The organism is Mesorhizobium norvegicum, assembly GCF_004919685.1.
Lineage (GTDB): Bacteria > Pseudomonadota > Alphaproteobacteria > Rhizobiales > Rhizobiaceae > Mesorhizobium > Mesorhizobium norvegicum.
In genome coordinates this window covers 25,121-51,532 of sequence record NZ_SMYZ01000047.1, presented here as the reverse complement: position 1 = coordinate 51,532, position 26,412 = coordinate 25,121, and the positions used below count along the sequence as shown (strand labels likewise).

The following is a 26,412-nucleotide window of genomic DNA, read 5'->3' as shown; positions in this document are numbered from 1 at the left end:
CTGATCCCGCCTGAAAATAGACCGAGATGGCTCGCTCCTTAGGAAGACAGGCTGGGAGTCTTGTCTTTCGTAGTCAGCACGTCGCGCCAGTGAGCTTCTCGAAGTCACCGACGACTACAGGTTTGCCGGTCATTGCGAGTGAATTTTCATGAGCCGCGCGGCATTCAACAATGCCGCGCCATCTGCCTCGATCCTGTCGACAAGTTCGCTAGCCTGATCCGCGGTGATGCCTGTTTCATTGGACAGGAACCAGACGCGAAAGCTCTTTTCCTCGAATGGCACAGAGACAATGGCCTCCCTGCCATCGTGCCGATCTTCGGCCGGCCGCCTGCGGCGCTTTCGCAGTGTCCGTTTCGGCTGATCACATTCCGATAGAGGGTCGATGGACATGGCTCACGTCGCGCTTAACGAAGGCCGAAAAAGCTCAATATCGCTAGGACGATGACCACCGCTCCGACGAGCCAAATGATGTTGTTCATAATCTCTCTCCTGTTGCCTGGGGGAAGCCCGCGCCTCTGGCGGAGACGCGGGCCGACCAGCCTTTGCTGGCTGATCCGCAGCAGACACCAAAGCCGCAGTGCCGGCTGCGAGAGATAGAACTATTAGGTAGGTCTAATGTTCCGCTGTTTGGCGAGATCGAGCGATGGCCTGGTGAATTGCCTTCATATTAGCCTCGGAGCTTATTTATCCCGACGGCAACAACAGATCGCCGGCCGAGTCCGGAGCCATCATGCGCTGAGCGAGACTGATGCGGTCAGACACATCGCTCTCTGCAGGTGCGATCGCCCTTCTTCGACTTGCCGCAAGTGTTCGTGGCAAGGCCGGAACCAAAGTGATCAGAGGCAGTTATCCGACGAAGGGCTAATTGAGGAAACGGAGAAACTGCAATGAAAACAATGATCATGTGCGCGTTGGCGCTTTCCATGGGATTACCCGTTATGGCTTCGGCAGCCGAGGCCGATGTGGTCATCAGAACCCATCATCGACACCACAACAGCGTCAAGATCATCAACGAAGACGGCCAGCGCTTGCACCATCGCCGCCACGGTGCGGTTGCGTTCTATGACCATGGGCGCCGGCATCATCGTCCAGACACCGTTGTCGTGACAGGCTCCGTCTCCACTCACCGCCACCATCGCTACCACCCGGTGGTGATCGAAAACGACGGCTACTGATCACTCGACCCACGGCCCGGCTCTTGGGAGTCGGGTCGTTTTTCATCGACGCGCCCAGCCGACAAATTTTCGACCTCTGGATCAAAACTGAATGCTGGCGTGACCGACAAACCGTTTGCCGACGCGGTCCAAGCCGTCCGAAAGCTCACAGAATCTGACTTGCTCGCCTGAATGCTACGGGCTGTCGCTCCTGAAAGTTGAGGGTTCGCTCGCCACACAAATGCAGCGAGCGAACCCTATCAGCGCAGGAAGGGACATAACTGCGCCGATGTGCAAAACTTTCGTGAGCGAACCCTTGGGATAGTCAGCCAAGGGCTAATCCCATCACCATGAAGGTGATGGCCACCGCGAAGATCAGTGCGAGCAACCAGCGCGCTTGGCCAACACTCTCCTCCATGGTCTTGCTCCGTTAAACTTGCAGCGGACAACGGCCGCTGAGAGTGGCCGTTCCAAGCGGCGTAGCCGACAAGACCATTGCGGTTTGCGATCAGACTTAGGTCCGGTGCCATACCAGACTGAAGTCCTGCCATGGAACGTTTGCGCTTGCCCCCAGTTCGGTTGGTTGGGGCGCACAGACAATCAAATGAAATGGATAAGCCACAATGTCGAACCGTGACACTGCACAATCCCAAGCGCTGGGGATGCGCGTGGCTGACCTCAAGGCCAAGATGCAGGACGCCCAGGTCACCGAGGGCGAAATGAAGAGCTTCCAGAAGGTCGCGGCCATCATGGAGGACCGCGAAGGCCGGATTCAGGGCGACGACCTGATCGCCGCATCTTTCGTCACCGATATGCTGCCGAGCAGCCAAAAGCCCTGAGTGACCATGCCAACAATCAGCAGACTTTTTGATTCCCATGCCCAAGCGGCCCGGGTCGCCGGCGACCTTGTGGCGGCCGGAATTCCTCGGGTACAGATTGCCGTCATCGGACCTTACAATGACGAAGTGGGATCTCTGTGGGCTTCCGCTTTGGGGGCCATCCTTGGCGCTGCCGCCGGCGGGTTGGCGTGCCTGAGCGCTGTTGCAGCCCACGGCATCAGCAGTCCTCTTGCTGCGAGCGTATGGGCAACAGCGGCGGCCGGCGCGGTCTGCGGCGGCGTTGCTGGCGGCCTGCTCGGAACATTCACCACGACTGCCGTGAAGACGGATGATCGCAGTGGTGCCGGGGGGATCGTTTTGGTGACGGCGCATGTCGATGAAAATGAGACCGACATCGCTCAGGCAGTGCTGGCCGGTTGTACCCCGACGGCATTCGTCGCCGAAGCAGCGTGAGAATTTCCACAGACATTGAGTGGATGAACCGGGAGCCGTTGTGGCCGGAGATCACCGAATGCGCGAAAAGCCCGTCCCGGCGTCAGCCGAGACGGGCTCTCTCCGTTTACCAGTGATTGATTGAAACACTCGACGGATACCAACTTCGAGTGACCGAGAATGTTCCTGCCTTGGCTGGAAAGGCTCAGCGCAGCGACAGGGTCCTTCGCGATCGCGAACTTTGACGAAATGGCCCTCGGCCCTAGGTAGTTCGATGGATATGATGGGTCGATGAAACGGCGAGCCGGATGCGACATGAATTTGAATTCGACGACAGCCTTGCCACCGGCCCTGATGATTGCGCTGTTTCTTGTCACCGGCTGTTCATCGATCGGCAGGACCGTCGATCCGGCGAGATACGCTTCGATGACGTGCACCGAGCTCAACAGCGCGCTGGGAGACGTCGCCCGTGACATCTCGCAAACCGCAATCACCCGCGGCAAGGTCGCGAACACCAGCGTCCCCCGCTGGCTGTTGGGCGGCTCGCGCGTGAAGACCGCGGTCGCCGGCCGTGAAACGGCCAGGATCGACCGGCTGAAGCAGCAACAAGACGCCATGGTCACGGTACGGGCAAACAAGTGCCCGCGGTCAACCGGCTGAGCCTACAGCGGCGACTGCCTCCCGTCAGGCTTCCAGTCAGGCGCTCAGGCGAAACCGCGTGACGTCGATCGCCGCGGCCATCAATGTCTGTGTGTAAGCGTGCTGCGGATTGCTGAAGATCGCCTCGGTCGGCCCTTCTTCGACGATCTTGCCCTGTTTCATGACGATGATGTAGTCGGCCATGGCGCGCACCACCGATAGATCATGGCTGATGAAGAGGTAGGACAATTCGTGGTCTGCCTGCAGCTTGCGCAGCAGTTCGACGATCTGTTTCTGCACCGAGCGGTCGAGCGCCGAGGTCGGCTCATCCAGCACCACCAGCTTGGGCTTCAGGATCATGGCGCGGGCAATGGCGATGCGCTGCCGCTGGCCGCCGGAGAATTCGTGCGGGTAGCGGTTGCGTGCGTTGGGATCGAGGCCGACCTCGCGCAAGGCCTCGACCGCGCGCAGGTCGCGTTGCTTGCCCGAAAGGTTAGGCTCGTGCACCAGAAGCCCTTCGGTGATGACCTGGCCGACGGTCATGCGCGGCGATAGTGAGCCGAACGGATCCTGGAAGACGAGCTGCATCTGGCGCCGCAGCGGCCGCATCGCCTGCCGGTCGGCCTGGGAAATGTCACGGTCGCCGAAACGGATGAGCCCGTCGCTGGGCAACAGCCGCAGCAAGGCGCGGCCGAGCGTCGATTTGCCGGAGCCGGATTCACCGACGATGCCGATGGTCTGGTTACGCTGCAGCCGGATCGAGATGTGATCGACGGCACGCAGCATCAGCGGCTCGCCGGCGAGAAACCCGCCGCCGATCCTGAACGTCACTTCGACATTCCTGCCTTCGAGCAGCACCGGGGCATTGGCGGGCGGCGGCGCCTTGTGGCCGGTCGGCTCGGCCGCCAGCAGCATTTTCGTATAGGCATGCTGCGGGTTGACGAAGATGGCTTCGGCCTCGCCCTCCTCGACAACCTCGCCCTGGCGCATGACGTAGACCCGGTCGGCAAAGCGACGGACGATGCCGAGATCGTGGGTGATGAAGACGATCGCCATGCCGAGCTTGCGCTGCAATTCAGCCAAAAGCATCAGGATCTGCGCCTGGATCGTCACGTCGAGCGCCGTCGTCGGCTCGTCGGCGATGAGAATGTCGGGATCGTTGGCGAGCGCCATGGCGATCATGACGCGCTGGCGCTGGCCGCCGGACATTTCGTGCGGATAGGACTTCATCCGTCGCTCGGGATCTGGAATATGCACCAGCCGCAAAAGCTTGAGCGCCTCTTCGTACGCCTCGGCAGCGTTTAGGCCCCGATGCCGTCGGATCGGTTCGATCAGCTGGTTGCCGATCGAATAGAGCGGATCGAGCGAGGTCATCGGCTCCTGGAAGATCATGCTGATCTTGGCGCCGCGGACCTTGTTCAGTTCGGATTTGCTCAGCGTCAGAAGGTTGCGGCCGCGATAGTCGACACTGCCTGTCGCTTCGCCATTCGATGCCAGCAGGCTCATCGCCGCCATCATCGTCTGACTCTTGCCGGAGCCCGATTCGCCAACCACGGCAACGGTTTCGCCTGCGTTGACGTGGATGTTGATGCCCTTGACCGCCTCGACCGCGCCATCGAGCGTGCGGAAGCGGACACGCAAATCCTTGACGCTGAGGATCGTTTCGGAAGCAGCCATTTCAGCGATCCCCATCTTTATCGATCTCTCGGGTCGAGTGCGTCGCGCAGGCCGTCGCCAACGAAGTTCAGGGCGAACAGCGTCGAGACGAGGAAGAAGGCGGGAAACAGGAGCAGCCAGTTGGCGGTGCCGATGTTCTTGGCGCCGACCGAGATCAGGACGCCCCAGCTGGTCATCGGCTCCTGCACGCCGAGCCCGAGGAATGACAGGAAACTCTCCAGGATGATGACCTGCGGCACCAGCAGCGTCATGTAGATCACCACCGGGCCGAGCAGGTTGGGGATGACGTGACGCAGCAGGATACCGCGCTGGCCAACGCCCATGGCTTCCGCCGCCTGGACATATTCCTGCCGGCGGATCGACAGCGCCTGGCCGCGCACGATGCGCGCCATGTCGAGCCACAGCACGGCGCCGACCGCCAGAAACATCAGCACGAAGTTGCGGCCGAAGAACACCACCAGCATGATGACGAAGAAGATGAAGGGCAAGGAATAGAGCACGTCGACGATGCGCATCATCACCTCGTCGACCTTGCCGCCGGCAAAGCCTGCAGCGGCCCCATAGACCACGCCAATGACCACCGCCACGACGCCGGCAAGCAAGCCGATGGCCAGCGATATGCGCCCGGCCATCAGCGTGCGCGAGAGGAGATCGCGGCCGGTGTTGTCGGTGCCGAATAGAAAATATTGCTGCTTGATCGACGCACTCATCGTCACTTCGAGGCCGTCAGGCGACTTGCTCTCGATCTTGGTGTCGTCAAAGGCATCGGAGCGGTCGAGATAGCGGATGTTGCGGTCGTCGATCGGCTTGGTCGACTTGACGGTGACGAAGACCTGGTTGCCTTCCTGCCGCCACTCCTTGATGTCGACCCGCATGCGCTTGATCGCTTCGGTGAGCGCGGTCTCGATCATGTCGGCCTTCGGATAGGCCGACAGGCTCGGCGGCATGCGCACATAGTCGGCATAGATGGTGGTGTATTGATGCGGCACGAACCAGGGCCCGAACACGCTGACGACACCGATCAGGGCGAGGTAATACAGGCTGAACATGGCGGCGCGGTTGGCCTTGAGGCGCGCCCAGGCATCACCCCAGAGCGAACGGCCGATGACGGCGGGAGCTGTGGCTGCAATGTCAGTCATAGCGCACCCTCGGGTCGACGACCGCGTACATGACGTCGACGATCAGGTTGAAGACGATGGTGAAGATGGCAATCACCACCACCGTTCCCATCACCAGCGTGTAGTCGCGGTTGAGCGCGGCATCGACGAAATAGCGGCCGACGCCCGGAATGGAGAAGATGGTCTCGACGATGACCGAGCCGGTCAGCAGTGCCGCCGCTGCCGGGCCGGTGAAGGAGACGATCGGCAGGATGGCGCCGCGCAGCGCGTGCTTGACCACCACCGACCAGTCGGAGAGGCCAAGCGCGCGTGCCGTGCGGATATGGTGGGACCGCAAGGATTCGATCATCGAGCCACGCATCAGCCGGGCGACGATGGCGATCTGCGGCAGAGCGAGCGTCAGCACCGGGCCGACCTTGTTGATGAAAGCGCCATCGCCCCATCCACCGATCGGCAACAGCTTCCAGGTCAGCCCGAACAGGAGCTGGATCACCGGCGCGATGACGAAGGTGGGAATGGTGCTGCCGGCGGTCGCCAGGGCAATCACCATATAGTCGCCAAGCTTGTTCTGGTTAAGCGCTGCAATGGTGCCGAGCACGGAACCGAGCAGAAGTGCCAGGACGAGCGCCGAGGCACCGAGCTGGATTGAAATGGGCAAGCCCTTGGCGAACAGTTCGGTGACGGTGAAGTCCGGCATGTTGTAGCTCGGGCCGAAATTGCCGCGCAACAGATTGCCGAGATAGTGGACGAATTGCAGCCAGAGCGGATCGTTGAGGCCGAACTGGGCTTCAAGGTTGGCCCTGATCTCGGGACTAAGCCCCCGCTCCTGGTTGAATGGACCGCCTGGCGCGACGCGCATCAGGAAAAACGCCATGGTCACGATGACGAACAGCGTCGGGATGGCGGTCAGAAGCCGCCGTAATACGTATCGCAGCATCGGTGCCCCGCTTGATCCAGAGCAACGCGCGTCCGGCTGGACGGTTGCGCTCTAGCCTTCAAATCTTCGCACCGACATGCCGAAAATCGATTCCGGTTCCCGGGCCGATGCGATGGCAAACCACCGCCACCGCGCCCTGAAGGGCGCGGCGGCTTGGCCAGGGAGTTTAGTCCTTGCTGACGAAACGGGACGGATGCACGTCCATCACGTTGTCGACGAAGCCATGCAGCTTCGAGGAAACGATATCATGGTAGCTGTAATAGAGAAGCGGGATCTGGCCAACGTCGTCGACGAGGATGCGTTCGGCGTCGGCAAGTTCCTTCATGCGCTCTTCGGGCTTGCCGCCGGCGGCGGCCGCCTTGTCCATGGCCGCTTCATAGGCCGGGCTGTTGTAGTCCGAATAGTTGTTGCCGCTGGCCTTGCGCGAGATGCCGAGGAAGGTTTCCGGATCCTTGTAGTCGGCGATCCAGGCGGCACGCGCCAGATCATAGTCGCCCTTCTGCTCAAGGAAGGAGTAGTGGGTCTTGGTGTCGGTGTTGAGCAGCGTGACGTCGACGCCAAGCGGCTTCAACTGCTCCTGGATGGCGACCGCGGTGTTCTTGTGGTTTTCCGAAGTGTTGTAGCGGATCTCCATCTTCAGCGGCTTTTCGGGCGTATAGCCGAGTTTCTCGAGGATCTTCTTGGCTGCATCCTCGCGGTCGATCTGCGGCATGTCGGCGTATTTGGCCATTGCCGGCGTGTAGCCCTCGATGCCGGGAGGCACCATCGAATAGCCGGGCAACATCGAGTTCTGCCAGACTTTCTCGGCGAGGAAGTCGCGGTCGATCGCCATCGAGATGGCGTTGCGCAGCTCGACATTGTCCCACGGCGCCTTGTCGGTCTTGATCGCATAATAATAGGTGCCGAGATACGGTCCGACGTGGATCTGGTCGCCAAACTTGGTCTTGAGGTCAGCGAGCTGTTCAGTCGGGAGATCGTCGTAGCTGTCGAGTTCGCCGGCCTCGAAGCGCTTCATCGCCGATGAACGGTCCTCGGTCGGGATGTAGTTGACGACGTCGAACTTGACGGTCGCAGCGTCCCAGAATTTCGGATTCTTGACCAGCTTCATGTGATCGTTGGGAACCCACTCGGCCAGCGTATAGGCGCCGTTCGAAACGAGATTGCCGGGCTTGATCCAGTCGGCGCCAAGCTTTTCGATCGAGGCCTTGCTGACCGGATAGGTCGCCTGGTGGGTCAGCATCTCCAGGAAGTAAGGCGTCGGCGCCTTGAGCGTGACTTCCAGGGTATTTGCGTCAATCGCCTTGACGCCCATATCCTCGGGCTTGCCCTTCTTGGTGTTGACTTCCTCGGCGTTCTTCACGGGATAGAGCATGGAGGCGTATTCGGCGCCGGTCGCCGGATCTTCCAGCCGGTGGAAAGCGTAGACGAAGTCATCCGCCGTCACCGGGCTGCCATCCGACCAGAGACCGTCCTTGCGCAGCTTGAACGTATAGACGGTGCCGTCGTCCGATACTGTCCAGCTCTCGGCGGCGCCTGGAATGATGTTGGCCTTCTCGTCCTGCATGATCAGGCCCTGGAACAGGTCGCGCAAGACATTGGCTTCGTAAACCGTCGAGGTCTTGTGCGGATCGACCGACTCCGATTCAGCGGCGGTGCCCCTGTTATAGACGGTCTCGGCGAAAGCCTGCGTGTAGAACGTGCCGGCGGCCAGCGTCATGGTTGTGGCGAACACCGTCGCCTTCAGCATGTTTCTCATCAGCATGAAGTTCTCCCTGTCGGCGCTGCCGTCGGCGCGCCTTTTAAGTGTTGACGCCCCGGAGCCGATATCTGACCCCTTTGAGCGCACCGCTGGTTCCCTTCCTGCGGCTGGTGGCCAAACACTAACGCGGAGAATTTTTATTTCAACAGACTCTCTGGGTCACCTTAAGTAAGGCGGCACGAAAGCTATGCCGTGGCAGCCGAAACACCAGCCGAAACCAGAAGCTTGACTTGGTTTCCTCATCTCGACGCCATTTCCCACCGGAAATCCGAGGCCATGCCAGTTTGCCGGAATGTGTTAATGCGTTCTTAAGCAACCAGAGGTTACATTACGACTAACTTTTATATGGTTCGAGGTCAGACACGCGGCGACCATGAGTAACAGAGCAAGTAAATTGGTCAAAATCCGTCAAATAGCGCGGAAACTTCAAGAAGAATCCGGAACTTCGGCGGTTGAATTCGCCTTTCTCTCACCGATCTTCATCCTTCTTCTACTCGGTATGGTTGCATACGGTATATATTTCGGCGCCGCCAACTCGGTCCAGCAGATCGCGGCGGATGCGGCTCGCACGGCGATCTCCGGATTGAACCAGACGGAGCGCCAGACGCTCGTCGCCAGCTTCGTCACCAACAATGCCAGTGGATATCCTTTCGTGGATGCCAGCAAGCTGACCTACCAGGCCAATGACAGCGTGGCCGATGGAAGTCAGTTCGTGGTGTCCATCCAGTACGACGCGCGCAACCTGCCGATCTGGAATCTTTTCCCGGGCATAGCAATGCCAGGCACCACGATCACGCGCCAGTCAACGATCAGGGTTGGGGGCATCTGAATGTTACTGTGTGAGCGCAAGGGGATCTTCCGGCTTGCACAGTTGATGCTGGGCGACAGAAAGGCCAATTTCACCGTCATGACGGCGCTCATGGCACCGGTGGCGCTGGCGCTGGCCGCAGTGGCTATCGACGAAGCCTCAATCTACACCGAGCGCCGCGAAGCGCAGGCAATGGTGGATCTGGCAGCGATTACCGCTGCCTCGAACATCACCAACATTCAAACCGCGGTCGTCACCACGCTGACCGATAACGGCATGCCAAATGTTGTCGTTGAAGGCACGGGACAGACGATCGCTCCGGCCGTCGGCAAAACCGTCGTGTCGATCACGCCCGGACGCTACGCAGCATCAACCGCCAATGTCAGCCAACGCTTCCAGGCCGGCGTAACGCCCTACAACGCCGTCCGTGTCGGCCTGAAGAAGATCCCTGCCCGCTATTTTGCGAGTTCGCTGATACCTTCTCCGGTCATCGGCACGCAGGCCACCGCCAGCATGACGCCGCAGGCAACCTTCTCGGTCGGGTCGAGGCTGCTTAGCGTCAATGGGGGCATCCTCAACGCGCTCCTCAGCGGGCTTCTCGGCGGCAATATCTCGCTCAGCGTCATGGACTACAATTCTCTGGTCTCCGCGGATGTGAGCGTGCTCTCCTTCGTGGATGGCCTTGCCACACAGCTGAACCTGACCGGCGTATCCTATTCGGATGTGCTGGCATCGAAGGCGACCGTCGGCCAGATCGCCACCGCCATGGCCAACGTGCCCGGAGTTGGCAATACAGCCAAGGTCGCCCTGCAAACGATCGCGTCCAAGGCGACCAGCACGGTCAAGATCCCGCTCAACAAACTTGTCGACCTCGGCTCCGTCGGCAGCCTGGGGCTGGGGCAAAAACCGGCCGGACTTGGCGTTGATGCAAGCGCCATGGGAATGCTGACCGCCGCCGCGGTGCTGGCGAATGGTACCAACCAGGCTCAGGTCAATCTCGGCGCCACCGTACCGGGGCTTCTATCCACCGCGCTTACCATCGCGATCGGCGAGCCGATGCAATCTTCGCCGTGGCTCGCGGTCGATGGCATCGGCACCACCGTGCGTACCGCGCAGACGCGAATCAAACTGGTGGCCTCTGTCGGTGTAGGCACACCCGGCCTCGGCGGCGGTATCAGCCTGCTGGCCGTCAACCTGCCGCTCAACGTGGAAGTCGCCTATGCTGAAGCCAAACTGACCGACATCACCTGTCCGACCGGCCCCTCCAGCATCAAGGTTTCCATCGCAACGCAACCGGGTATTGCCTCACTGCATCTGGCCAACAGCAACAGCTCGGGCTTTGGCGACTTCAGCCAGCCGCAGACATTCACCGACGCAGAAATCGCGGATGTGAGCCTCAAGCTGCTGCTGATCAACCTTCCGCTGATACAGGTGATGGGCTCCGCCGCCACCGCGATCACCAACAACAGCCCGACGACACTGACCTTCGATGCGACCGATATCACCAACAAGACGATCAAGACCGTTTCGACGCGCAACATCACGCAGTCGCTCACCACGTCGCTGGTCAGCAACCTGTCGCTTTCGGTCAACGCGCTTGGTCTGGGGATCGATCTGACCGCCTTGCTCGGAGCGGTTAAACCGGCAGTGGTGGCTGTACTCAACGGCATAACGGCACCGGTCGACGACCTGCTCTACAATGTGCTTTCAGCCCTTGGCGTGGGTGTCGGCCAGGCCGATGTGCGGGTTACCGGCGCGACGTGCGGACGCTCGGTGCTCGTCCAGTAAAGACGGCTTAAAGCGCGCCGCGTTGAAACGGATTCAGTATCGGCGCGCATTAAGCTTTCTTGTGCATGTCGTTGTCCCAAAACCGCTTCGCACTTTTGGGCGACATGCATTGGGCATCAGTCGAGCCGACCAAGGAAGTATCCGAGCGCTGGCAGCGAAAGCTCGGCCTCCTCGACGACCGCTGCATCGCCGCCAAGCTTTGTGGTCGACCCGATGTCCTGCGGCAACGGCCAATTGGCCGGCTCCCCGGAGAAATTGAAGACACAGAGCAGTCTTTCACCGCCGCCGTCGCGGACGAACGCGAGCATGTCACCCTCAGCGTCAAGAAAGCGGATCGAGCCTGTTACCAGCGCCTCATGCTCCCTGCGCAACGCCAGTGCGGTCCGATAGGACGTCAGCACGGAGGCCGTGTCGGCGTTCTGGGCGTCGACCGCGCGGGCGCGATGGCTGGCCGGTATCGGCAGCCACGGCCTGGCCGTCGAGAAGCCCGCATTGTCGGCGCCGGCCTCCCAGACCATCGGTGTGCGACAGCCATCCCTGCCCTTGACGCCCGGCCAGAAGCGGATGCCAAAGGGATCGCGCAGATCCTCATAGGCCAGTTCCGCCTCCTCCAGGCCGAGTTCCTCGCCCTCGTAGAGGCAGATCGAGCCGCGCAGGCAGGACAGCAGCATGATCGAGAATCTGGCGATGGCGTCGGGATCGCTGCCCGGCCTTGTCCAGCGGCTGACATGGCGCACCACGTCATGGTTGGAAAACGCCCAGCAGACCCAGCCATCGGCTACGGCTGCCTCGAAGGCTTCGACGCAGCCGCGCACATGCGCCGCCGAGAACTGCGGGCCAAGCAGATCGAAGGTATAGCACATATGGAGTTTGTCGCCGCCGGAAGTGTAGGCGGCGAGCGTCTGCAATGAGCGGCCTTCATCGCCGATTTCGCCAACTGCGGCACGATCCTCGTACTCATCGAGCAGCGCTCTGAAGCGGCGGAGGAATGCCAGGTTTTCCGGCTGCGTCTTGTCGAACAGATGCTCCTGGTAGAGGTAGGTGTTGGTCTCGCTGTTGGTGCCGGCGACGCTCGACGCCAGGGGCGGATTGCTGCGCAGCCAGCGGTCGTGGACATAGTAGTTGACCGTATCGAGCCGGAAACCGTCGACGCCGCGCTCCAGCCAGAAGCGCACCGTTTCCAGAAGCGCGTCCTGAACCTCCGGGTTGTGGAAATTCAGATCGGGCTGCGAGGCGAGGAAATTGTGCATGTAATATTGCCGGCGAGTCGAATCCCATTCCCAGGCCGGGCCACCGAAGACGGAGAGCCAGTTGTTGGGCGCGCCGCCATCGGGCTTGGTATCGGCCCACACATACCAGTCGGACCTGGGGTTATCGCGGCTGGCTCGGCTTTCTACGAACCAGTCGTGCTTGTCGGATGAATGCGACAGCACCTGGTCGATGATGATCTTCAGGCCGAGACGATGCGCCTCGGCGACCAGCGCATCGAAATCCTCAAGCGTGCCGAACATCGGATCGACATCGCAGTAGTCCGACACGTCGTAGCCCATGTCGGCCATCGGCGACTTGAAGAAAGGCGACAGCCAGACAGCGTCGACACCAAGCGAGGCGACATGAGCGAGCCTCGATGTGATGCCGGCGAGATCTCCGCTGCCGTCGCCGGTGGTGTCCTGGAAGGAGCGCGGATAGATCTGATAGATGACGCAGCCGCGCCACCATCCGGCCTTGTCACTCGCCGCCATTGCGCTTCTCCCCTGTGCCGGCCTGCGCTCGTTCGATCATGAAGATCACCGTCCGCCCGGATATTGGCCGCGAGATGTTCACCACATCCGCCTCATCGACGGCGGCAGCCCAGAAGAATCCTTCGCGCTGCGGCAGCGTGACCATGCAGGCACGGCGATCGCCGTTGATGACCACTGCAAGGCGGTGCTCGTCATCGGCGGCCAGGACCATAACCAGACGGTGCCGCTGTGGATCCTGCCAGCTCTGTTCGTCGAGCGGCGCGCCTGTCTCGGTCAGCCATGCGACGTCCGGCATGTCGGAACTGGCCGGTGGCTTGCCAGTGAGGAAGCTTGTGCCGGAAAGCGCGGACATCGCTCGGCGCAGCGTCGAGAGCAGCGCCGTGTAGTGCTCCAGCACCTGATCGCGGCCGGCCCAGTCGAGCCTGGTGATCTCGTTGTCCTGCGCATAGGCGTTGTTGTTGCCTTGCTGGGTGCGGCCGAATTCGTCGCCCGCGGTCAGCATGATGGTGCCGCGTGAGGCAAACAGCGTGGCGAGCAGCGCGCGCTGATCGTTCAGGCGAGCCGCTGCCACGGCCAGGTCGTCCGCATCACCTTCCACGCCGTTGTTCCAGGACAGGTTTTCATTGTGGCCGTCGCGGTTCTGCTCGCCATTGGCTTCGTTGTGCTTGCGCTCGTAGCGCACGATGTCGGCGAGCGTCATGCCGTCATGGGCGGCGATGAAATTGACCGTGCGGCTGGCGCCTTTCCCGTTCGCGGCAAACACATCGGACGAACCGGCGAGCCGGGTCGCCAGGGCGCCGACCATGCCGGCGTCGCCGCGCCAGAAGCGTCTGACATCGTCGCGGTACTTGTCGTTCCATTCGAGGAAGGGCGGCGGGAAATTGCCGAGCTGATAGCCGTCCGGACCGATATCCCAGGGTTCTGCGATCAACACGCGATCAGCCAGCAGCGCGTCCTCGCGCATTGCCCTCAGCAACGGCGCCTCGGCATCGAATGTGCCCTCGACCCGCCCCAGAATGGGCGCCAGGTCGAAGCGGAAGCCGTCGACACCGGCATCCCTGACGAAATGGCGAAGCGTGTCGAGGACCATTTCCTCGACGACAGGATGGTCGCAAGCGACCGTGTTGCCGGTCCCGGTGTCATTGGCCAGCCTGCCGTCAGGCGTGTGCCGGTAATAGGCCTGGTTGTCGAGGCCGCGCAGCGACAGCGTCGGGCCAAGCCTGTCGCTCTCGCCGGTGTGGTTGAAGACGAGGTCGAGGATGACGCCGATGCCGGCCTGGCGCAGCACGGCGACCGTGTTTCGCAATTCCATGATGCCGCCCGGCGCCAGACGCGGATCGAGGGCCATGAAGGTGACGGGATTGTAGCCCCAGGCGTTGCGCAGCCCAAGCGGCGGCAAATGCCGCTCGTCGATCGACGCGGTCACTGGCATCAGTTCGACCGCGCCAACGCCGAGTTTTTTCAGGTGCTCGATAACCACCGGGTGGGCCAGCGCCGCGACCGTACCGCGCAGCTTTTCCGGAACATCCGGATGCAGCATGGTGAAGGCGCGCACCGGAATTTCGTAGATCAGGCCGCCGGGCTGGAATAGCGGCGGCGCAGCCTGCACGCGTTTCAGCAGGGCGGTGGCGATCGCCTTCGGCATCAGCGGCGCGGTATCGGCCCCCTCACCCCGGCGCTGGGCCAGCCGCCAGTCATAGGCGTACGACCTGTCGATCTCGACGGCGTAAGGATCGGTCAGGAGCTTGGCGGGGTCGAACCACAGCCCACGCTCCGGCGCATAGTCGCCATCGGCGCGAAAGCCGTAGCGGGTACCGGGGCCAATGCCCGCAACGAACAGCGCATGCACGCCCTCGCCTTCCGGCTGCAGCTCGAGCCGTTCGATTTCCCGCCTGCCCTGCTCGTCGAAGATCGAGACCCAGAGCCGTCTGGCGGCTTGCGACCACGCGGCAAAGCGGATGCCTTCGCGGGTGACGGTAGCGCCGAGTGGGGTCATGCGGGCTCCCCCTTCTCCCCTTGTGGGAGAAGGTGTCGCCGAAGGCGACGGATGAGGGGTGTTCCAGCTTGGCAAGGACGGCGATCCTTCGCGCACCCCTCAACCGTCTCGGCGCTGCGCGCCGATCCACCGCCCGGGGGCGAGCCACGGGTCTCGCCCCGTCCTTCGGACCCCACAAGGGGAGAAGGAAAGGCGCCCGCAGCCACACTCAAGTAATCACGCTTGGCTTGAGGCGGCCGGTGTGACTCTTGATGCCGGCTATATCATCGGCGGCGGCGATCAGATCGGCGAGCGCCTCTTGCGTGTCGAGATCGTGCCTCGACTTGTCCGGCTCGTAGCGCTCGATGTAGACGCGCAACGTCGCGCCGGACGTGCCGGTGCCGGAAAGCCGGAAGACAACGCGCGAACCGCCTGCGAACAGCACCCTGATGCCCTGGTGCTCGCTGGTCGAGCCATCGACCGGATCGTGATAGGCAAAATCGTCGGCGCTCGCGATTGTCATGCCGCGTACGCTGGTGCCCGGCAATGAGCCGAGTTTGGCGCGCAGTTCGTCAACCAGCGCGTTCGCCCGGTCGCTCTCGACCTCCTCATAGTCATGCCGCGAATAGTAATTGCGGCCATAGGTCGCCCAATGCTCGGTGACGATCTGTTTGCAGCTTTCGCCGCGCGCGGCAAGGATGTTGAGCCACAAGAGCACCGCCCACAGGCCGTCCTTTTCACGGACATGGTTGGAGCCGGTGCCGGCACTTTCCTCGCCGCAAATCGTCGCCATGTCGGCGTCGAGCAGATTGCCGAAGAACTTCCAGCCGGTCGGCGTCTCATAGATGCCGATGCCGAGTTTTTCAGCAACACGATCGGCCGCTCCGCTGGTCGGCATCGAACGGGCTATGCCCTTCAGCCCGGCCTTGTAGCCGGGCGCCAGGCGCGCATTGGCGGCAAGCATGGCAACGGAATCCGACGGGGTGACGAAAATGCCCTTGCCGATGATCAAATTGCGGTCGCCATCGCCGTCCGAGGCGGCGCCGAAATCCGGCGCGTCCGGCCCCATCATCTCGTCATAGAGATGTTTGGCATGGACAAGATTCGGGTCCGGGTGGTGGCCGCCGAAATCCGGCAACGGCTTGAAGTTGCGGCAGGTGCCGTTGGGCGCGCCAAGCCGGTTTTCCAGGATCTCCTTGGCGTAGGGGCCGGTGACCGCATGCATGGCGTCGAAGCGCATGCGGAAGCCGGACTTGAACAGTTTGCGCAAGGCATCGAAATCGAACAGGCTTTCCATCAGCTCGGCATAGTCGGCGACCGGGTCGATGATCTCGACCGTCATGCCGGCGGCCTTGACCGTGCCTGTTGTGTCGATGTCGATCGGATCGATGTCGGCGATCTTGAAGCTCGAAATCGCCTTGGTCTTTTCGAAGATCGCATCGGTCAGCTTTTCCGGCGCCGGGCCGCCATTGCCGGCGTTGTACTTGATACCGAAATCCTCATGCGGGCCGCCCGGATTGTGACTGGCCGACAGGATGATGCCGCCAAAGGTCTTGTATTTGCGGATGACATGCGAGGCGGCCGGCGTCGACAGGATGCCCCCCTGCCCGACCATCACCTTGCCGAAGCCGTTGGCGGCTGCCATGGCGATGGCCTTCTGGATGACTTCGCGGTTGTAGAAGCGGCCATCGCCGCCAATCACCAGCGTCTTGCCCTTGAAACCGTCGAGCGCGTCGAAGATCGACTGGATGAAGTTCTCGGCATAGTGCTCCTGCTGAAAGACAGGCACCTTCTTGCGCAGGCCCGAAGTGCCGGGTTTCTGATCGGAATAGGGTTTGGTGGGGACGGTCCGTATCATGCTTCAGGCAACCCTTTTCGAAAGCAGCGAGCGATAGAGTTCAACATATTTTTCCGCGCTCTTGTCCCACGACACATCGGCCTTCATGCCCTGGCGCTGCAGCGATTCCCAGACCACTGGGCTTGCATGTGCATCGACGAGGCGGCGGATGGTGTGCAGCAAGGCGCCGCCATTGTTGGGCGCGAACTGGAAGCCGGTGGCGACGCCGGCCGAAACGGCAGCTTCATTGGCATCGATGACCGTATCGGCCAGGCCGCCGGTGCGGGCAACCACCGGCACGCAGCCATAGCGCAGGCCGTAAAGCTGGGTCAGCCCGCACGGCTCGAAGCGCGAGGGAATGACGATGGCGTCGCAGCCGCCTTGCATGATGTGCGACAGCCCCTCGTCGTAGCCGACGACGACCCCGATGCGGCCGCGATGTCTGGCGGCTGCGGCAAGCAGCGCGCCTTCGAGGCCGGCATCGCCCGAACCCAGGATGGCCAAGCGCGCGCCCGTGGCAACGATGCCGTCGATAACCAGCGCCAGTATGTCCATGCCCTTTTGCCAGGTCAGGCGGCTGACGACACAGACGATCGGGCTGTCGTCGCGATCGAGGCTGAAACGTTCCTCGACGGCGGCCCTGTTGGGCGCACGCGCCTTCAGCGTCCCGGCCGTGTAGGTGGAAACCAGATGCTTGTCGGTTTCGGGATCCCAGATGCCGGTGTCGATGCCGTTGACGATGCCATAGAGATCGCTGGAGCGCATGTTGATGAGGCCGTCGAGACCCATGCCGAATTCCGCCGAGCGGATTTCCTGCGCGTAGGTCGGGCTGACCGTGGTGATCGCCCAGGCGGCCTGCAGGCCCGCCTTGAGGAAGCCGACGCCGCCATAATATTCGACGCCGTCGAGCGCCATCGCCGCCGCCGGCAAGCCGAGTTCACCGAAGATGCCGGCCCCAAACTGACCCTGGAAGGCGAGGTTGTGGACAGTCATCATCGATGGCACGCCGACCGCCTTGCCGTAGCGCATATAGGCCAGCGTCATCGCCGACTGCCAGTCATGGGCGTGCACGATGTCAGGCTGGTAGCCCGAGATGGCACCGCCGGCGATATCACCGCCGACCTGGCTTAGTGCTGCGAAGCGCCGCCAGTTGTCGGGCCAATCGACGCCGGTCGCATTGCCATAGGGACCGCCTGGACGGTCGAACAGATGCGGCGCATCGAGCACGAACAGCTCGAGCCCGGCAAGCTGGACGGAGTGGATAGAGGCCTTGCCGCCCTGCAGCACGGGATATTGCAGAACCGCCCTCTTTTTCTTGAAGGCGGCCATAACGGTCGGAAAACCGGGAATGAGCGTGCGCATGGTCACGCCCTTGGCCGCCAGTGCGATGGGCAGCGCGCCGGTCACGTCGGCAAGCCCACCGGTCTTGATGAGCGGGAAAATTTCCGGCGTGACCGACAGAACCTGCATGCGTTAGAGCCCCAGCTTGTCGATCATGTCCTGCGTAACCAGGCAGATGCCTTTTTCGGAAACGCGGAAGCGCTTGGCGTCGAGAACGGGGTCTTCGCCGACCACCAGCCCTTCCGGTATCCTAACACCATGGTCGATGACCACGCGCTTCAACATTGCGTTCCGGCCGACATGAACGTCGGGCAGCATCACCACTTCTTCCAGCGTCGAATAGGAGTTGATGCGCGCTCCGGTGAAGATCAGGCTTCTTTTCAGCGAAGCGCCAGAGACGATGCAGTCGCCCGAGACGAGCGAAGACACGGCCGAACCGCGGCGGCCATCCTCGTCATGCACGAACTTTGCCGGCGGCTTCAATTCGGCATAAGTCCAGATCGGCCAGTCGCGGTCGTAGAGGTCGAGCTCGGGCGTGATATCGGTCAGGTCGATATTGGCTTCCCAATAGGCGTCGACCGTTCCGACGTCGCGCCAATAGGCCTCGTTCTCGGCGGTCGAGCGGACACAGGACTTGGCGAAGCGGTGCGCGATCGCCTTACCGTGCTGGACGATATAGGGGATGATGTCCTTGCCGAAGTCGCGGCTCGAGCCCGGCTCAGCCGCATCGCGGCGCAACTGCTCCATCAGGAACTTGGTCTTGAACACGTAGATGCCCATCGAGGCGAGCGCAAACTCCGGCTTGTCGGGAATGCCGGGCGGGTCGGCGGGCTTTTCGACGAAGGCGATGATGTTGTCCTTGCCATCGACGTGCATGACGCCGAAGCCGGTGGCTTCCATGCGCGGCACTTCGAGGCAGCCGACGGTGACATCGGCATTGGCGTCAACGTGCTGGCGAAGCATCATCTCGTAGTCCATCTTGTAGATGTGGTCGCCGGCCAGGATGACCATGTATTCGGGGCCGTAGGCCTCGATGATGTCGATGTTCTGATAGACGGCATCAGCCGTGCCTTCATACCATTGCGTTTCCGAGACGCGCTGGCTGGCCGGCAGGATGTCAAAACTCTCGTTTCGTTCAGGGCGCAGGAAGTTCCAGCCGCGCTGCAGATGGCGGATCAGCGAATGCGCCTTGTACTGGGTGGCGACACCGAGGCGGCGAATGCCGGAATTCAGAGCATTGGAGAGCGCGAAGTCGATGATGCGCGTCTTGCCACCGAAATAAACGGCCGGCTTGGCGCGCCGGTCGGTCAGTTCCTTGAGGCGGCTGCCGCGGCCGCCGGCCAATACATAGGCCATGGCATCGCGCGCCAGCGGCTGGGTCCGTTTCAAGTCTGCCATTTCTACCCTCCCAAGTTACTCGATCTCGCCGTTTTACTCAGTCTCGACGGGCTCAGTCGGCAACGAGCTCGAGCATGATCGTCGACAGCGGCGGCAAAAGCATCGTCGCAGAGATGCTGCCTCCCTCCGCCCGCGCCTCGACCATGCCGCCATTGCCCTTGCCGGAACCGCCATATTCAGAAGCATCAGTGTTGATGATTTCGCGCCATTTGCCGGCCGTCGGCAACGGCACGCGATAATTGTCGCGCGGCACCGGCGTGAAATTGCAAATGACGGCCACCGGGCTGCCGCCCGGTGCGCTGCGCAGCCAGGCAAAAACCGAATTCTGGCTGTCGTCGACGATCAGCCAGGAAAACCCTTCCGGTTCGCAATCGCGGCCATGCAGCGCCGGGCGCGAACGGTAGAGATAGTTGAGATCGCGCACCGTCTGCCAGACGCCGCGATGCGGGCGGAACTCCAGCAGGTTCCAGTCGAGCGCGCGCGCTTCGCTCCATTCGCGGCGCTGTGCGAACTCCTGCCCCATGAACAGCAGCTTCTTGCCGGGATAACCCCACATGAAGGCGTAGTAGGCGCGCAATGTCGCGAATTTCTGCCAGTCGTCGCCGGCCATCTTGCCAAGCAGCGTGCCTTTGCCGTGCACGACCTCGTCATGCGAGAGCGGCAGCACGAAATTCTCCGAGAAGGCGTAGGTCAGGCCGAAGGTGAGGTCGTTGTGGTGATGTTTGCGGAAAATGGGCTCCTTGGAGAAATACTCCAGCGTGTCGTGCATGAAGCCCATGTTCCACTTGAAGCCGAAGCCCAGCCCGCCTTCATGCACCGGTGCCGAGACCTTCGGCCATGAGGTCGATTCCTCGGCGATGGTCATGACGCCCGGATGGTGGCCGTAGACCTCCTTGTTCATCTTCTGCAGGAAGCTGACTGCCTCAAGGTTCTCGCGGCCGCCCTTCTCGTTGGGGATCCATTCGCCGGCCTTGCGCGAATAATCGAGGTAGAGCATCGAGGCGACCGCATCGACGCGCAAACCGTCGACATGGTATTTCTCGGCCCAGAACAACGCATTGTTGACGAGGAACGACACCACCTCGCGGCGGCCGAAATTGTAGATCGCGGTGTTCCAGTCGGGATGAAAACCCTTGCGCGGATCGGCATGTTCATAGAGCGCGGTGCCATCGAAATTGGCCAGGCCATGCGCGTCGACCGGAAAATGCGCCGGTACCCAGTCGAGGATGACACCGACGCCGGCGCGGTGGGCGCCATCGACGAAACGAGCAAAGCCATCCGGGTCGCCGAAGCGGGCCGACGGCGCGTAGAGGCCGGTCGTCTGGTAGCCCCAGGACGGGTCATAGGGGTGTTCAGAGATCGGCATGAATTCGATATGGGTGAAACCGGTCTCTACCACATAGGGGATCAGCCGGTCGGCCAACTCGTCCCATGACAGGAACGTACCGTCGTCGTGAAGCTGCCAGGAGCCGGCATGGACCTCGTAGATCGAGATGGCTTCGCGCCGGTGATCGGCATTGCGCCAGAAATTGCGGTGCGCCTCGTCGCCCCACTCATGCGCCGGTGGCACGGCCACGACCGAAGCGGTGGCCGGACGCAGTTCGGACTTGAAGGCGAACGGATCGGCCTTCAGCGGCAGCCTGACGCCATCGGGGCCGATAATCTCGTATTTGTAGGGTCGTCCGGCACCGATGTCGGGTACGAACAGTTCCCAGATGCCGGTGTCGCGGCGGTCACGCATCGTGTGCCGGCGACCGTCCCATTCGTTGAAGTCGCCGACCACCGAGACGCGCCGCGCATTGGGAGCCCAGACGGCGAAATGCACTCCGGAAGCGCCTTCGTGGTCAATGACATGGGCGCCGAGCTTGTCGAACAGCCTGAGATGCGAGCCTTGGGCGATGTAGTAGTCGTCCATCGGGCCAAGCACCGGACCGAACGAATAGGGATCGGTCAGCCACCAGTCGCCGCCAGCGTTGCGCGCGTGATAGCGCAGGGGCTGCCGCTTCTTGATCGAGAGCTTGCCTTCGAAAAAGCCGCCATCGTCGCGCCTGGACAGTTCACCCGCGATGGTGCCGGTCAGCGTATAGGCGGTGACGAATTCGGCATTCGGAACAAAGCAACGGGCAAACAGGCTTTTGCCGACCTCATGGACACCAAGAACCGCGAACGGGTCGCCGTGCGTGCCGGCAACAATCGCCGCAACATCGCTGGCTGGCGCCAGTCCGTCCGGCCCGCTTGTCGCAGCGGTCGCGCGCGGCTTCTTCATCAGGCAGTGTCCCTCCCCGGGCACCAGATTTTTGTTCTTGTGCCTGTCATTGCCCCAAAACCGCTACGCACTTTTGGGCGACATGCACCAGGACCACATTGTTCGCGGTCTCATGCAATCACATCAGACAGGCACGTTCCAGATTTCTTTCGCATATTGGCGGATCGTGCGATCGGAGGAGAACCAGCCGACGCGCGCAACATTGCGGATCGCCCTGGCGTACCAGTCGGGACTGTTGCGCCAGACCGCATCGACCTCGCGCTGGGCGGCGGCATAGGCATCGAAATCGGCGGCAACCATGAACCAGTCGCTGTTGTAGAGACCGTTGATGAGGTCGCGGTAACGCTCCGGATCATCCGGCGAGAAGACGCCTGACGAAACGGCGGCAACGGCTTGCGCCAGCTCGGGCGACCCTTCGATGACGGCGCGCGGGTTGTAGCCATTGTTGCGCCGCTCGGCGACCTCGGCGGTGGTCAGGCCGAAGATGAAGATGTTGTCGTCGCCGACGCATTCCTTGATCTCGACATTGGCGCCGTCAAGCGTGCCGATGGTCAACGCGCCGTTCAGCGCGAACTTCATGTTGCCAGTGCCCGACGCTTCCATGCCGGCGGTCGAGATCTGCTCGGACAGGTCGGCAGCCGGCATCATGATCTCGGCCAGGCTGACATTGTAGTTCGGCACGAACACCACCTTCAGCAAACCGCGCACGGCCGGATCGCGGTTGATGACCTTGGCGACGTCGTTGGCGAGTTTGATGATCAGCTTGGCATTGTGGTAGCTGGGCGCCGCTTTGCCGCCGAAGAATTTCACGCGCGGCATCCAGTCGCGCTCGGGATGCGAGCGGATCTGGTCGTAGAGAGCGATCGCCTCGAGGATGTTCAGAAGCTGGCGCTTGTATTCGTGGATGCGCTTGATCTGGATATCGAACAGCGCCGAGGGATCGACCTTGATGCCGAGCCGGTCGGCGACGAGGTTGGCCAGCCGCGCCTTGTTGGCGCGCTTGACGGCGGCGAACTTGTCGCGAAAGGCAGCATCGCCGGCGAAGACATCGAGATCCTTGATGGCATCGATGTCGTCGAGAAAACGGTCGCCGATCGCCTCACGGGCGAGCGACGTCAGCCCGGGATTGCACTGGATCAGCCAGCGCCGCGGCGTGATGCCGTTGGTCTTGTTGTTGATGCGATCGGGATACAGCTTGTGCAGGTCGGCGAACACCGTCTCCTTCATCAGGTCGGTGTGAAGCGCCGAAACGCCGTTGATCGAGTGCGAGCCGACAAAGGCCAGATTGCCCATGCGCACCCGGCGATCGCCATTTTCCTGGATCAGCGAGATGCGGCCGATCTGCTCGTCCGAGAACTGGTTGGACGCACGCGCCTCCAGGAGCACCTCCGCATTGATGGCGTAGACGATCTGCATGTGGCGCGGCAACAGCCGCTCGAACAGCGGCACCGGCCAGCTCTCCAGCGCCTCGGGCAGCAGCGTGTGGTTGGTGTAGCCGAAGGTGCGCTTGGTGATATCCCAGGCCTGATCGAAATCCATGCCGTGGACATCCATCAACAGGCGCATCAGCTCAGGGACCGCGATGGCCGGATGGGTGTCATTGAGATGGATCGCAGCCTTGTCGGGCAGCGACTTCAGGTCGCCATACTGGCTGAGATGGCGCTGGACGATGTCCTGCAGCGAGGCGGTGGAGAAGAAGTATTCCTGCCTGAGCCGCAGTTCCTGCCCGGCCTTGTGGGAATCGGCGGGATAGAGCACGCGCGACAAGGCATCGGCCTTGTTGCTTTCGGCAAGCGCGCCGATGTGGTCGCCGGCATTGAACTTGTCGAGCAGGATCGGATCGACCGGCATGCCCGACCAAAGCCGCAGCGTGTTGACGCGATTGGCCCGCCAGCCGACAACGGGCGTGTCATAGGCGACGGCCAGCACATGCTCGGTCGGCTTCCAGACATGGCGCTCGAGCCGGCCGTCTTTCGAGGTGATCGATTCCACCGAGCCGCCGAACCCGACCTCGAAGGAGCGTTCGCGCCGTTCGAATTCCCAGGAATTGCCGTGATCAAGCCAGGTCTCGGGCAGTTCGACTTGCCAGCCGTCGTGAATTTCCTGGCGGAACATGCCGTTGGCGTAGCGGATGCCATAGCCATGCGCCGGAATGTCGACAGTTGCCATGCTTTCCATGAAGCAGGCCGCGAGCCGGCCGAGACCACCATTGCCGAGCGCTGCATCGGGCTCGAGCGCGGCGATAAGGTCAAGGTCGACCCCAAGCGACGACAGCGCCTCGCGCATATTGTCCATCAAGCCGAGATTGGAGAAGGCATCGCGCATCAGTCGGCCGATGAGAAACTCCAGCGACAGATAGTAGACGCGCTTTTCCTGCTGGGCGTAAGCCTCCTGTGTCGCCTGCATCCAGTGGTCGACGATGCGGTCGCGCACGACCTTGATCGAGGCGGTCAGCCAGTCGTGCTGCGTGGCAACGGAAGTGCCCTTGCCGACCCGGTATTTGAGGGCCATCAATACTTCCCTTGCGAGTGTCTCTGGATCAGGATTTTCGAGCAGTGGCGGGAGGGGTTCGGATGTCATCGCGCTCGTCATGCTGCCTCTCGTGCGGTTGCCATGATCATACCGGCTTTCATGGTTCCTCCCAGTCCATGCTAGCCGATACCGCCACATATTCAATCGATTTAGATTAGCTCATGCTAGCTTACCCTGCGGCAATTTGGCAATTTGAAGCGCGGCGCGCTCAGACATTCCGCGCGACGCGCTTCAAATTTTTGTCCCGTGCATGCCGTTGTCCCATAACCGCTACGCACTTTTGGGCGACATGCATCAGGCAGCCATCGTCGCCTCAGGCGGGGCCTTTGCTCCGGTCATGAAGGCGACCGCGTCGGACATTGTATATTGCTTGGGATCGATGACGGCGAGGCGACGACCGAGGCGATGGATGTGAATGCGGTCGGCCACTTCGAAGACATGCGGCATGTTGTGCGAGATCAGCACGATCGGCAGGCCGCGCTTCTTCACGTCAAGGATCAGTTCGAGTACGCGGCGCGATTCCTTGACGCCAAGTGCTGCGGTCGGCTCATCCATGATCACCATTTTCGAGCCGAAGGCGGCGGCGCGCGCCACAGCCACGCCCTGGCGCTGACCGCCCGAGAGCGTCTCCACCGCCTGGCTGATGTTCTGGATGGTCATCAGGCCGAGTTCGGTGAGCTTGTCGCGGGCGCGCTTTTCCATTGCCGGACGGTCGAGCATGCGCAGCCATTGTCCCAGGAAGCCCGGTTTGCGGATCTCGCGGCCGAGGAACATGTTGTCGGCGATCGACAGCGCCGGCGACAGCGCCAGATTCTGATAGACGGTCTCGATGCCTGCTTCACGAGCTTCCATCGGCGACTTGAAGGCAATGGGTTTGCCATCGAGGCGGATCTCGCCCTCATCGGGCGTGACCGCGCCGGAAATCGCCTTGATCAGCGACGACTTGCCGGCGCCGTTGTCGCCGATGACGGCAAGGATTTCGCCCGGATAGAGGTCGAAGTCGGCGTTGTCCAAGGCGGTGACGCGGCCATAGCGTTTGACGAGCCCGCGCGCGGTGAGAATGGGGTCCTGAGCCTGGGTCATGCCGAGATCTTCCTGATCCACTGGTCGATGCCAACCGCCACGATGATAAGGGCGCCGACGGACAATTGCGTCCATTGCGGATCCGTGCCCCAGAGCCTCAGACCGAGCGCAAACACGCCGACGATGAGGGCGCCGAAGATGGTCCCGAGAATGGAACCGCGCCCACCGAACAGCGAGGTGCCGCCGATCACCACGGCGGTGATCGAGTTGATGTTCTCGAACTGACCTGCTTGTGGCGAAACCGATCCGATGCGCCCAATCAAGGCCCAGCCGGCAATGGCGCAGATGATGCCCGTGAGCGTATAGACCGCGAGCAGCATCCGGTCGACGCGAACACCCGACAACTCGGCCGCCTCCGGGTCGTCACCTACTGCATAGACATGCCGTCCCCAGGCGGTGTGGTTGAGCACGTACCAGGCGATCGCCGCCAGGATCAGCATCAAAAGCACGCCATAGGTGAAGACGGCGCCGCCGACCTTGAAGGAGCCGCCGAAGAACTGCAGTAGCGGCGCAGTCGTTTCGAGATCCTGGCTGCGGATGGTCTCGTTTCCGGAGTAGATGAAATTGATGGCCGCATAGATCGACCATGTGCCGAGCGTGACGATGAAGGGCGGCAACTTCACCCTCGCGATGAGGACGCCGTTGATGAAGCCGCAGAGCGCTCCGACGAGAAGCCCGACGGCGACGGCGACTGGGGCCGGGACGCCGTAATGCATGGCGAACTGGCCCATGACGACCGAACTCAGCACCATGATGGCGCCGACGGACAGGTCGATGCCGGCTGTGAGCACCACGAGCGTCTGGGCGATGCCCACCATGCCGGTGATCGCCACCTGCTGCAGGATCAGCGTCAGCGTGAACGGAGAAAAGAAACGCCCACCGACGACGATGGCGAACAGGATCACCGAGAGGAGCAGGATGATCAACGGCACCATGGCCGGACTTTTATGCAGCCGGTGCTGGATGCTCTCCAGCGCGGTGCGAGAATGGGTGTCGAAAGAGGCGACGCTGGTGTCGCTAGCGGCTAAAGTCTTCTCAAATTCCTGCGGTCCGCTGACTTTGGTCGTTTCAACGCTCAACACGGCCT

The 26,412-nt window shown here is 62.0% G+C and carries 20 protein-coding genes; 6 read left to right on the top strand and 14 right to left on the bottom strand.

Annotation, left to right across the window (positions count from 1 at the left end; all coding sequences use genetic code 11):
• Window positions 1–129: 129 nt before the first annotated feature.
• Entirely contained in the window at window positions 130–390 is a 261-nt protein-coding gene (locus FCU66_RS41200) for a hypothetical protein (protein WP_136617604.1), read from the bottom strand.
• A 497-nt stretch (window positions 391–887) separates the two neighbouring features.
• Here FCU66_RS41200 and FCU66_RS19790 point away from each other — a divergent pair, with 497 nt between their 5' ends.
• The 4 genes from FCU66_RS19790 to FCU66_RS19775 all read left to right on the top strand — a co-directional run bounded on the left by FCU66_RS19790 (window position 888) and on the right by FCU66_RS19775 (window position 3,085).
• Complete coding sequence (locus FCU66_RS19790; RefSeq protein WP_136617605.1) at window positions 888–1,175, top strand: hypothetical protein; 288 nt, start codon at window positions 888–890, stop codon at window positions 1,173–1,175.
• 602 nt (window positions 1,176–1,777) lie between these two features.
• Window positions 1,778–1,993 (top strand): hypothetical protein, encoded by a 216-nt coding sequence (locus tag FCU66_RS19785; protein ID WP_136617606.1) that lies wholly within the window; start codon window positions 1,778–1,780, stop codon window positions 1,991–1,993.
• Window positions 1,994–1,999: 6 nt separating this feature from the next.
• The gene (locus tag FCU66_RS19780; RefSeq protein WP_136617607.1) at window positions 2,000–2,446 is read left to right on the top strand and encodes a hypothetical protein; all 447 of its coding nucleotides are present in this window, start codon (window positions 2,000–2,002) and stop codon (window positions 2,444–2,446) included.
• A gap of 294 nt (window positions 2,447–2,740) precedes the next feature.
• A complete protein-coding gene (locus FCU66_RS19775; protein WP_136617608.1) occupies window positions 2,741–3,085 on the top strand; it encodes a hypothetical protein in 345 nt (114 codons plus the stop codon).
• A gap of 36 nt (window positions 3,086–3,121) precedes the next feature.
• Here FCU66_RS19775 and FCU66_RS19770 read toward each other — a convergent pair whose 3' ends face one another.
• The 4 genes from FCU66_RS19770 to FCU66_RS19755 all read right to left on the bottom strand — a co-directional run bounded on the left by FCU66_RS19770 (window position 3,122) and on the right by FCU66_RS19755 (window position 8,555).
• On the bottom strand, window positions 3,122–4,741 hold the full coding sequence (locus tag FCU66_RS19770; protein WP_136617609.1) for an ABC transporter ATP-binding protein: 1,620 nt from the start codon (window positions 4,739–4,741) through the stop codon (window positions 3,122–3,124).
• A gap of 17 nt (window positions 4,742–4,758) precedes the next feature.
• Window positions 4,759–5,880 carry an ABC transporter permease gene (locus FCU66_RS19765; protein WP_136617610.1) on the bottom strand — a complete coding sequence of 374 codons (1,122 nt, stop codon included), beginning with the start codon at window positions 5,878–5,880 and terminating at the stop codon, window positions 4,759–4,761.
• A complete protein-coding gene (locus FCU66_RS19760; protein WP_136617611.1) occupies window positions 5,873–6,796 on the bottom strand; it encodes an ABC transporter permease subunit in 924 nt (307 codons plus the stop codon). Before FCU66_RS19760 ends, FCU66_RS19765 begins: the two co-directional genes overlap by 8 nt.
• Before the next feature lie 166 nt (window positions 6,797–6,962).
• Entirely contained in the window at window positions 6,963–8,555 is a 1,593-nt protein-coding gene (locus FCU66_RS19755; protein WP_136617646.1) for a peptide ABC transporter substrate-binding protein, read from the bottom strand.
• Window positions 8,556–8,928: 373 nt separating this feature from the next.
• On the opposite strand from FCU66_RS19755, the gene FCU66_RS19750 reads away from it, so the two are divergent.
• Together FCU66_RS19750 and FCU66_RS19745 are read left to right on the top strand one after the other, a co-directional pair.
• On the top strand, window positions 8,929–9,384 hold the full coding sequence (locus tag FCU66_RS19750) for a TadE/TadG family type IV pilus assembly protein (protein WP_246093964.1): 456 nt from the start codon (window positions 8,929–8,931) through the stop codon (window positions 9,382–9,384).
• Window positions 9,385–11,151, top strand: coding sequence for a pilus assembly protein TadG-related protein (locus FCU66_RS19745; protein ID WP_136617612.1), 1,767 nt, complete (start codon window positions 9,385–9,387; stop codon window positions 11,149–11,151).
• Between the two features lie 116 nt (window positions 11,152–11,267).
• On the opposite strand, the gene bglA is transcribed toward FCU66_RS19745, so the two are convergent.
• The 9 genes from bglA to FCU66_RS19700 all read right to left on the bottom strand — a co-directional run bounded on the left by bglA (window position 11,268) and on the right by FCU66_RS19700 (window position 26,404).
• Complete coding sequence (gene bglA / locus FCU66_RS19740; RefSeq protein ID WP_136617613.1) at window positions 11,268–12,893, bottom strand: beta-galactosidase BglA; 1,626 nt, start codon at window positions 12,891–12,893, stop codon at window positions 11,268–11,270.
• Complete coding sequence (gene glgX, locus FCU66_RS19735; RefSeq protein ID WP_136617614.1) at window positions 12,880–14,889, bottom strand: glycogen debranching protein GlgX; 2,010 nt, start codon at window positions 14,887–14,889, stop codon at window positions 12,880–12,882. Before glgX ends, bglA begins: the two co-directional genes overlap by 14 nt.
• Before the next feature lie 208 nt (window positions 14,890–15,097).
• Entirely contained in the window at window positions 15,098–16,726 is a 1,629-nt protein-coding gene (locus tag FCU66_RS19730) for an alpha-D-glucose phosphate-specific phosphoglucomutase (RefSeq protein ID WP_136617615.1), read from the bottom strand.
• A 3-nt stretch (window positions 16,727–16,729) separates the two neighbouring features.
• Complete coding sequence (gene glgA, locus FCU66_RS19725) at window positions 16,730–18,175, bottom strand: glycogen synthase GlgA (protein ID WP_136617616.1); 1,446 nt, start codon at window positions 18,173–18,175, stop codon at window positions 16,730–16,732.
• A 3-nt stretch (window positions 18,176–18,178) separates the two neighbouring features.
• A complete protein-coding gene (glgC, locus tag FCU66_RS19720; RefSeq protein ID WP_136617617.1) occupies window positions 18,179–19,444 on the bottom strand; it encodes a glucose-1-phosphate adenylyltransferase in 1,266 nt (421 codons plus the stop codon).
• 52 nt (window positions 19,445–19,496) lie between these two features.
• A complete protein-coding gene (gene glgB / locus FCU66_RS19715) occupies window positions 19,497–21,710 on the bottom strand; it encodes a 1,4-alpha-glucan branching protein GlgB (protein WP_136617618.1) in 2,214 nt (737 codons plus the stop codon).
• A gap of 123 nt (window positions 21,711–21,833) precedes the next feature.
• Window positions 21,834–24,302: a glycogen/starch/alpha-glucan phosphorylase gene (locus tag FCU66_RS19710; protein WP_136617619.1), complete on the bottom strand. Its 2,469-nt coding sequence runs from the start codon at window positions 24,300–24,302 to the stop codon at window positions 21,834–21,836.
• 234 nt (window positions 24,303–24,536) lie between these two features.
• A complete protein-coding gene (locus FCU66_RS19705) occupies window positions 24,537–25,325 on the bottom strand; it encodes an ATP-binding cassette domain-containing protein (RefSeq protein ID WP_136617620.1) in 789 nt (262 codons plus the stop codon).
• The gene (locus FCU66_RS19700; RefSeq protein ID WP_136617621.1) at window positions 25,322–26,404 is read right to left on the bottom strand and encodes an ABC transporter permease; all 1,083 of its coding nucleotides are present in this window, start codon (window positions 26,402–26,404) and stop codon (window positions 25,322–25,324) included. The genes FCU66_RS19705 and FCU66_RS19700 overlap by 4 nt, the downstream gene beginning before the upstream one ends.
• Window positions 26,405–26,412 lie beyond the last annotated feature (8 nt).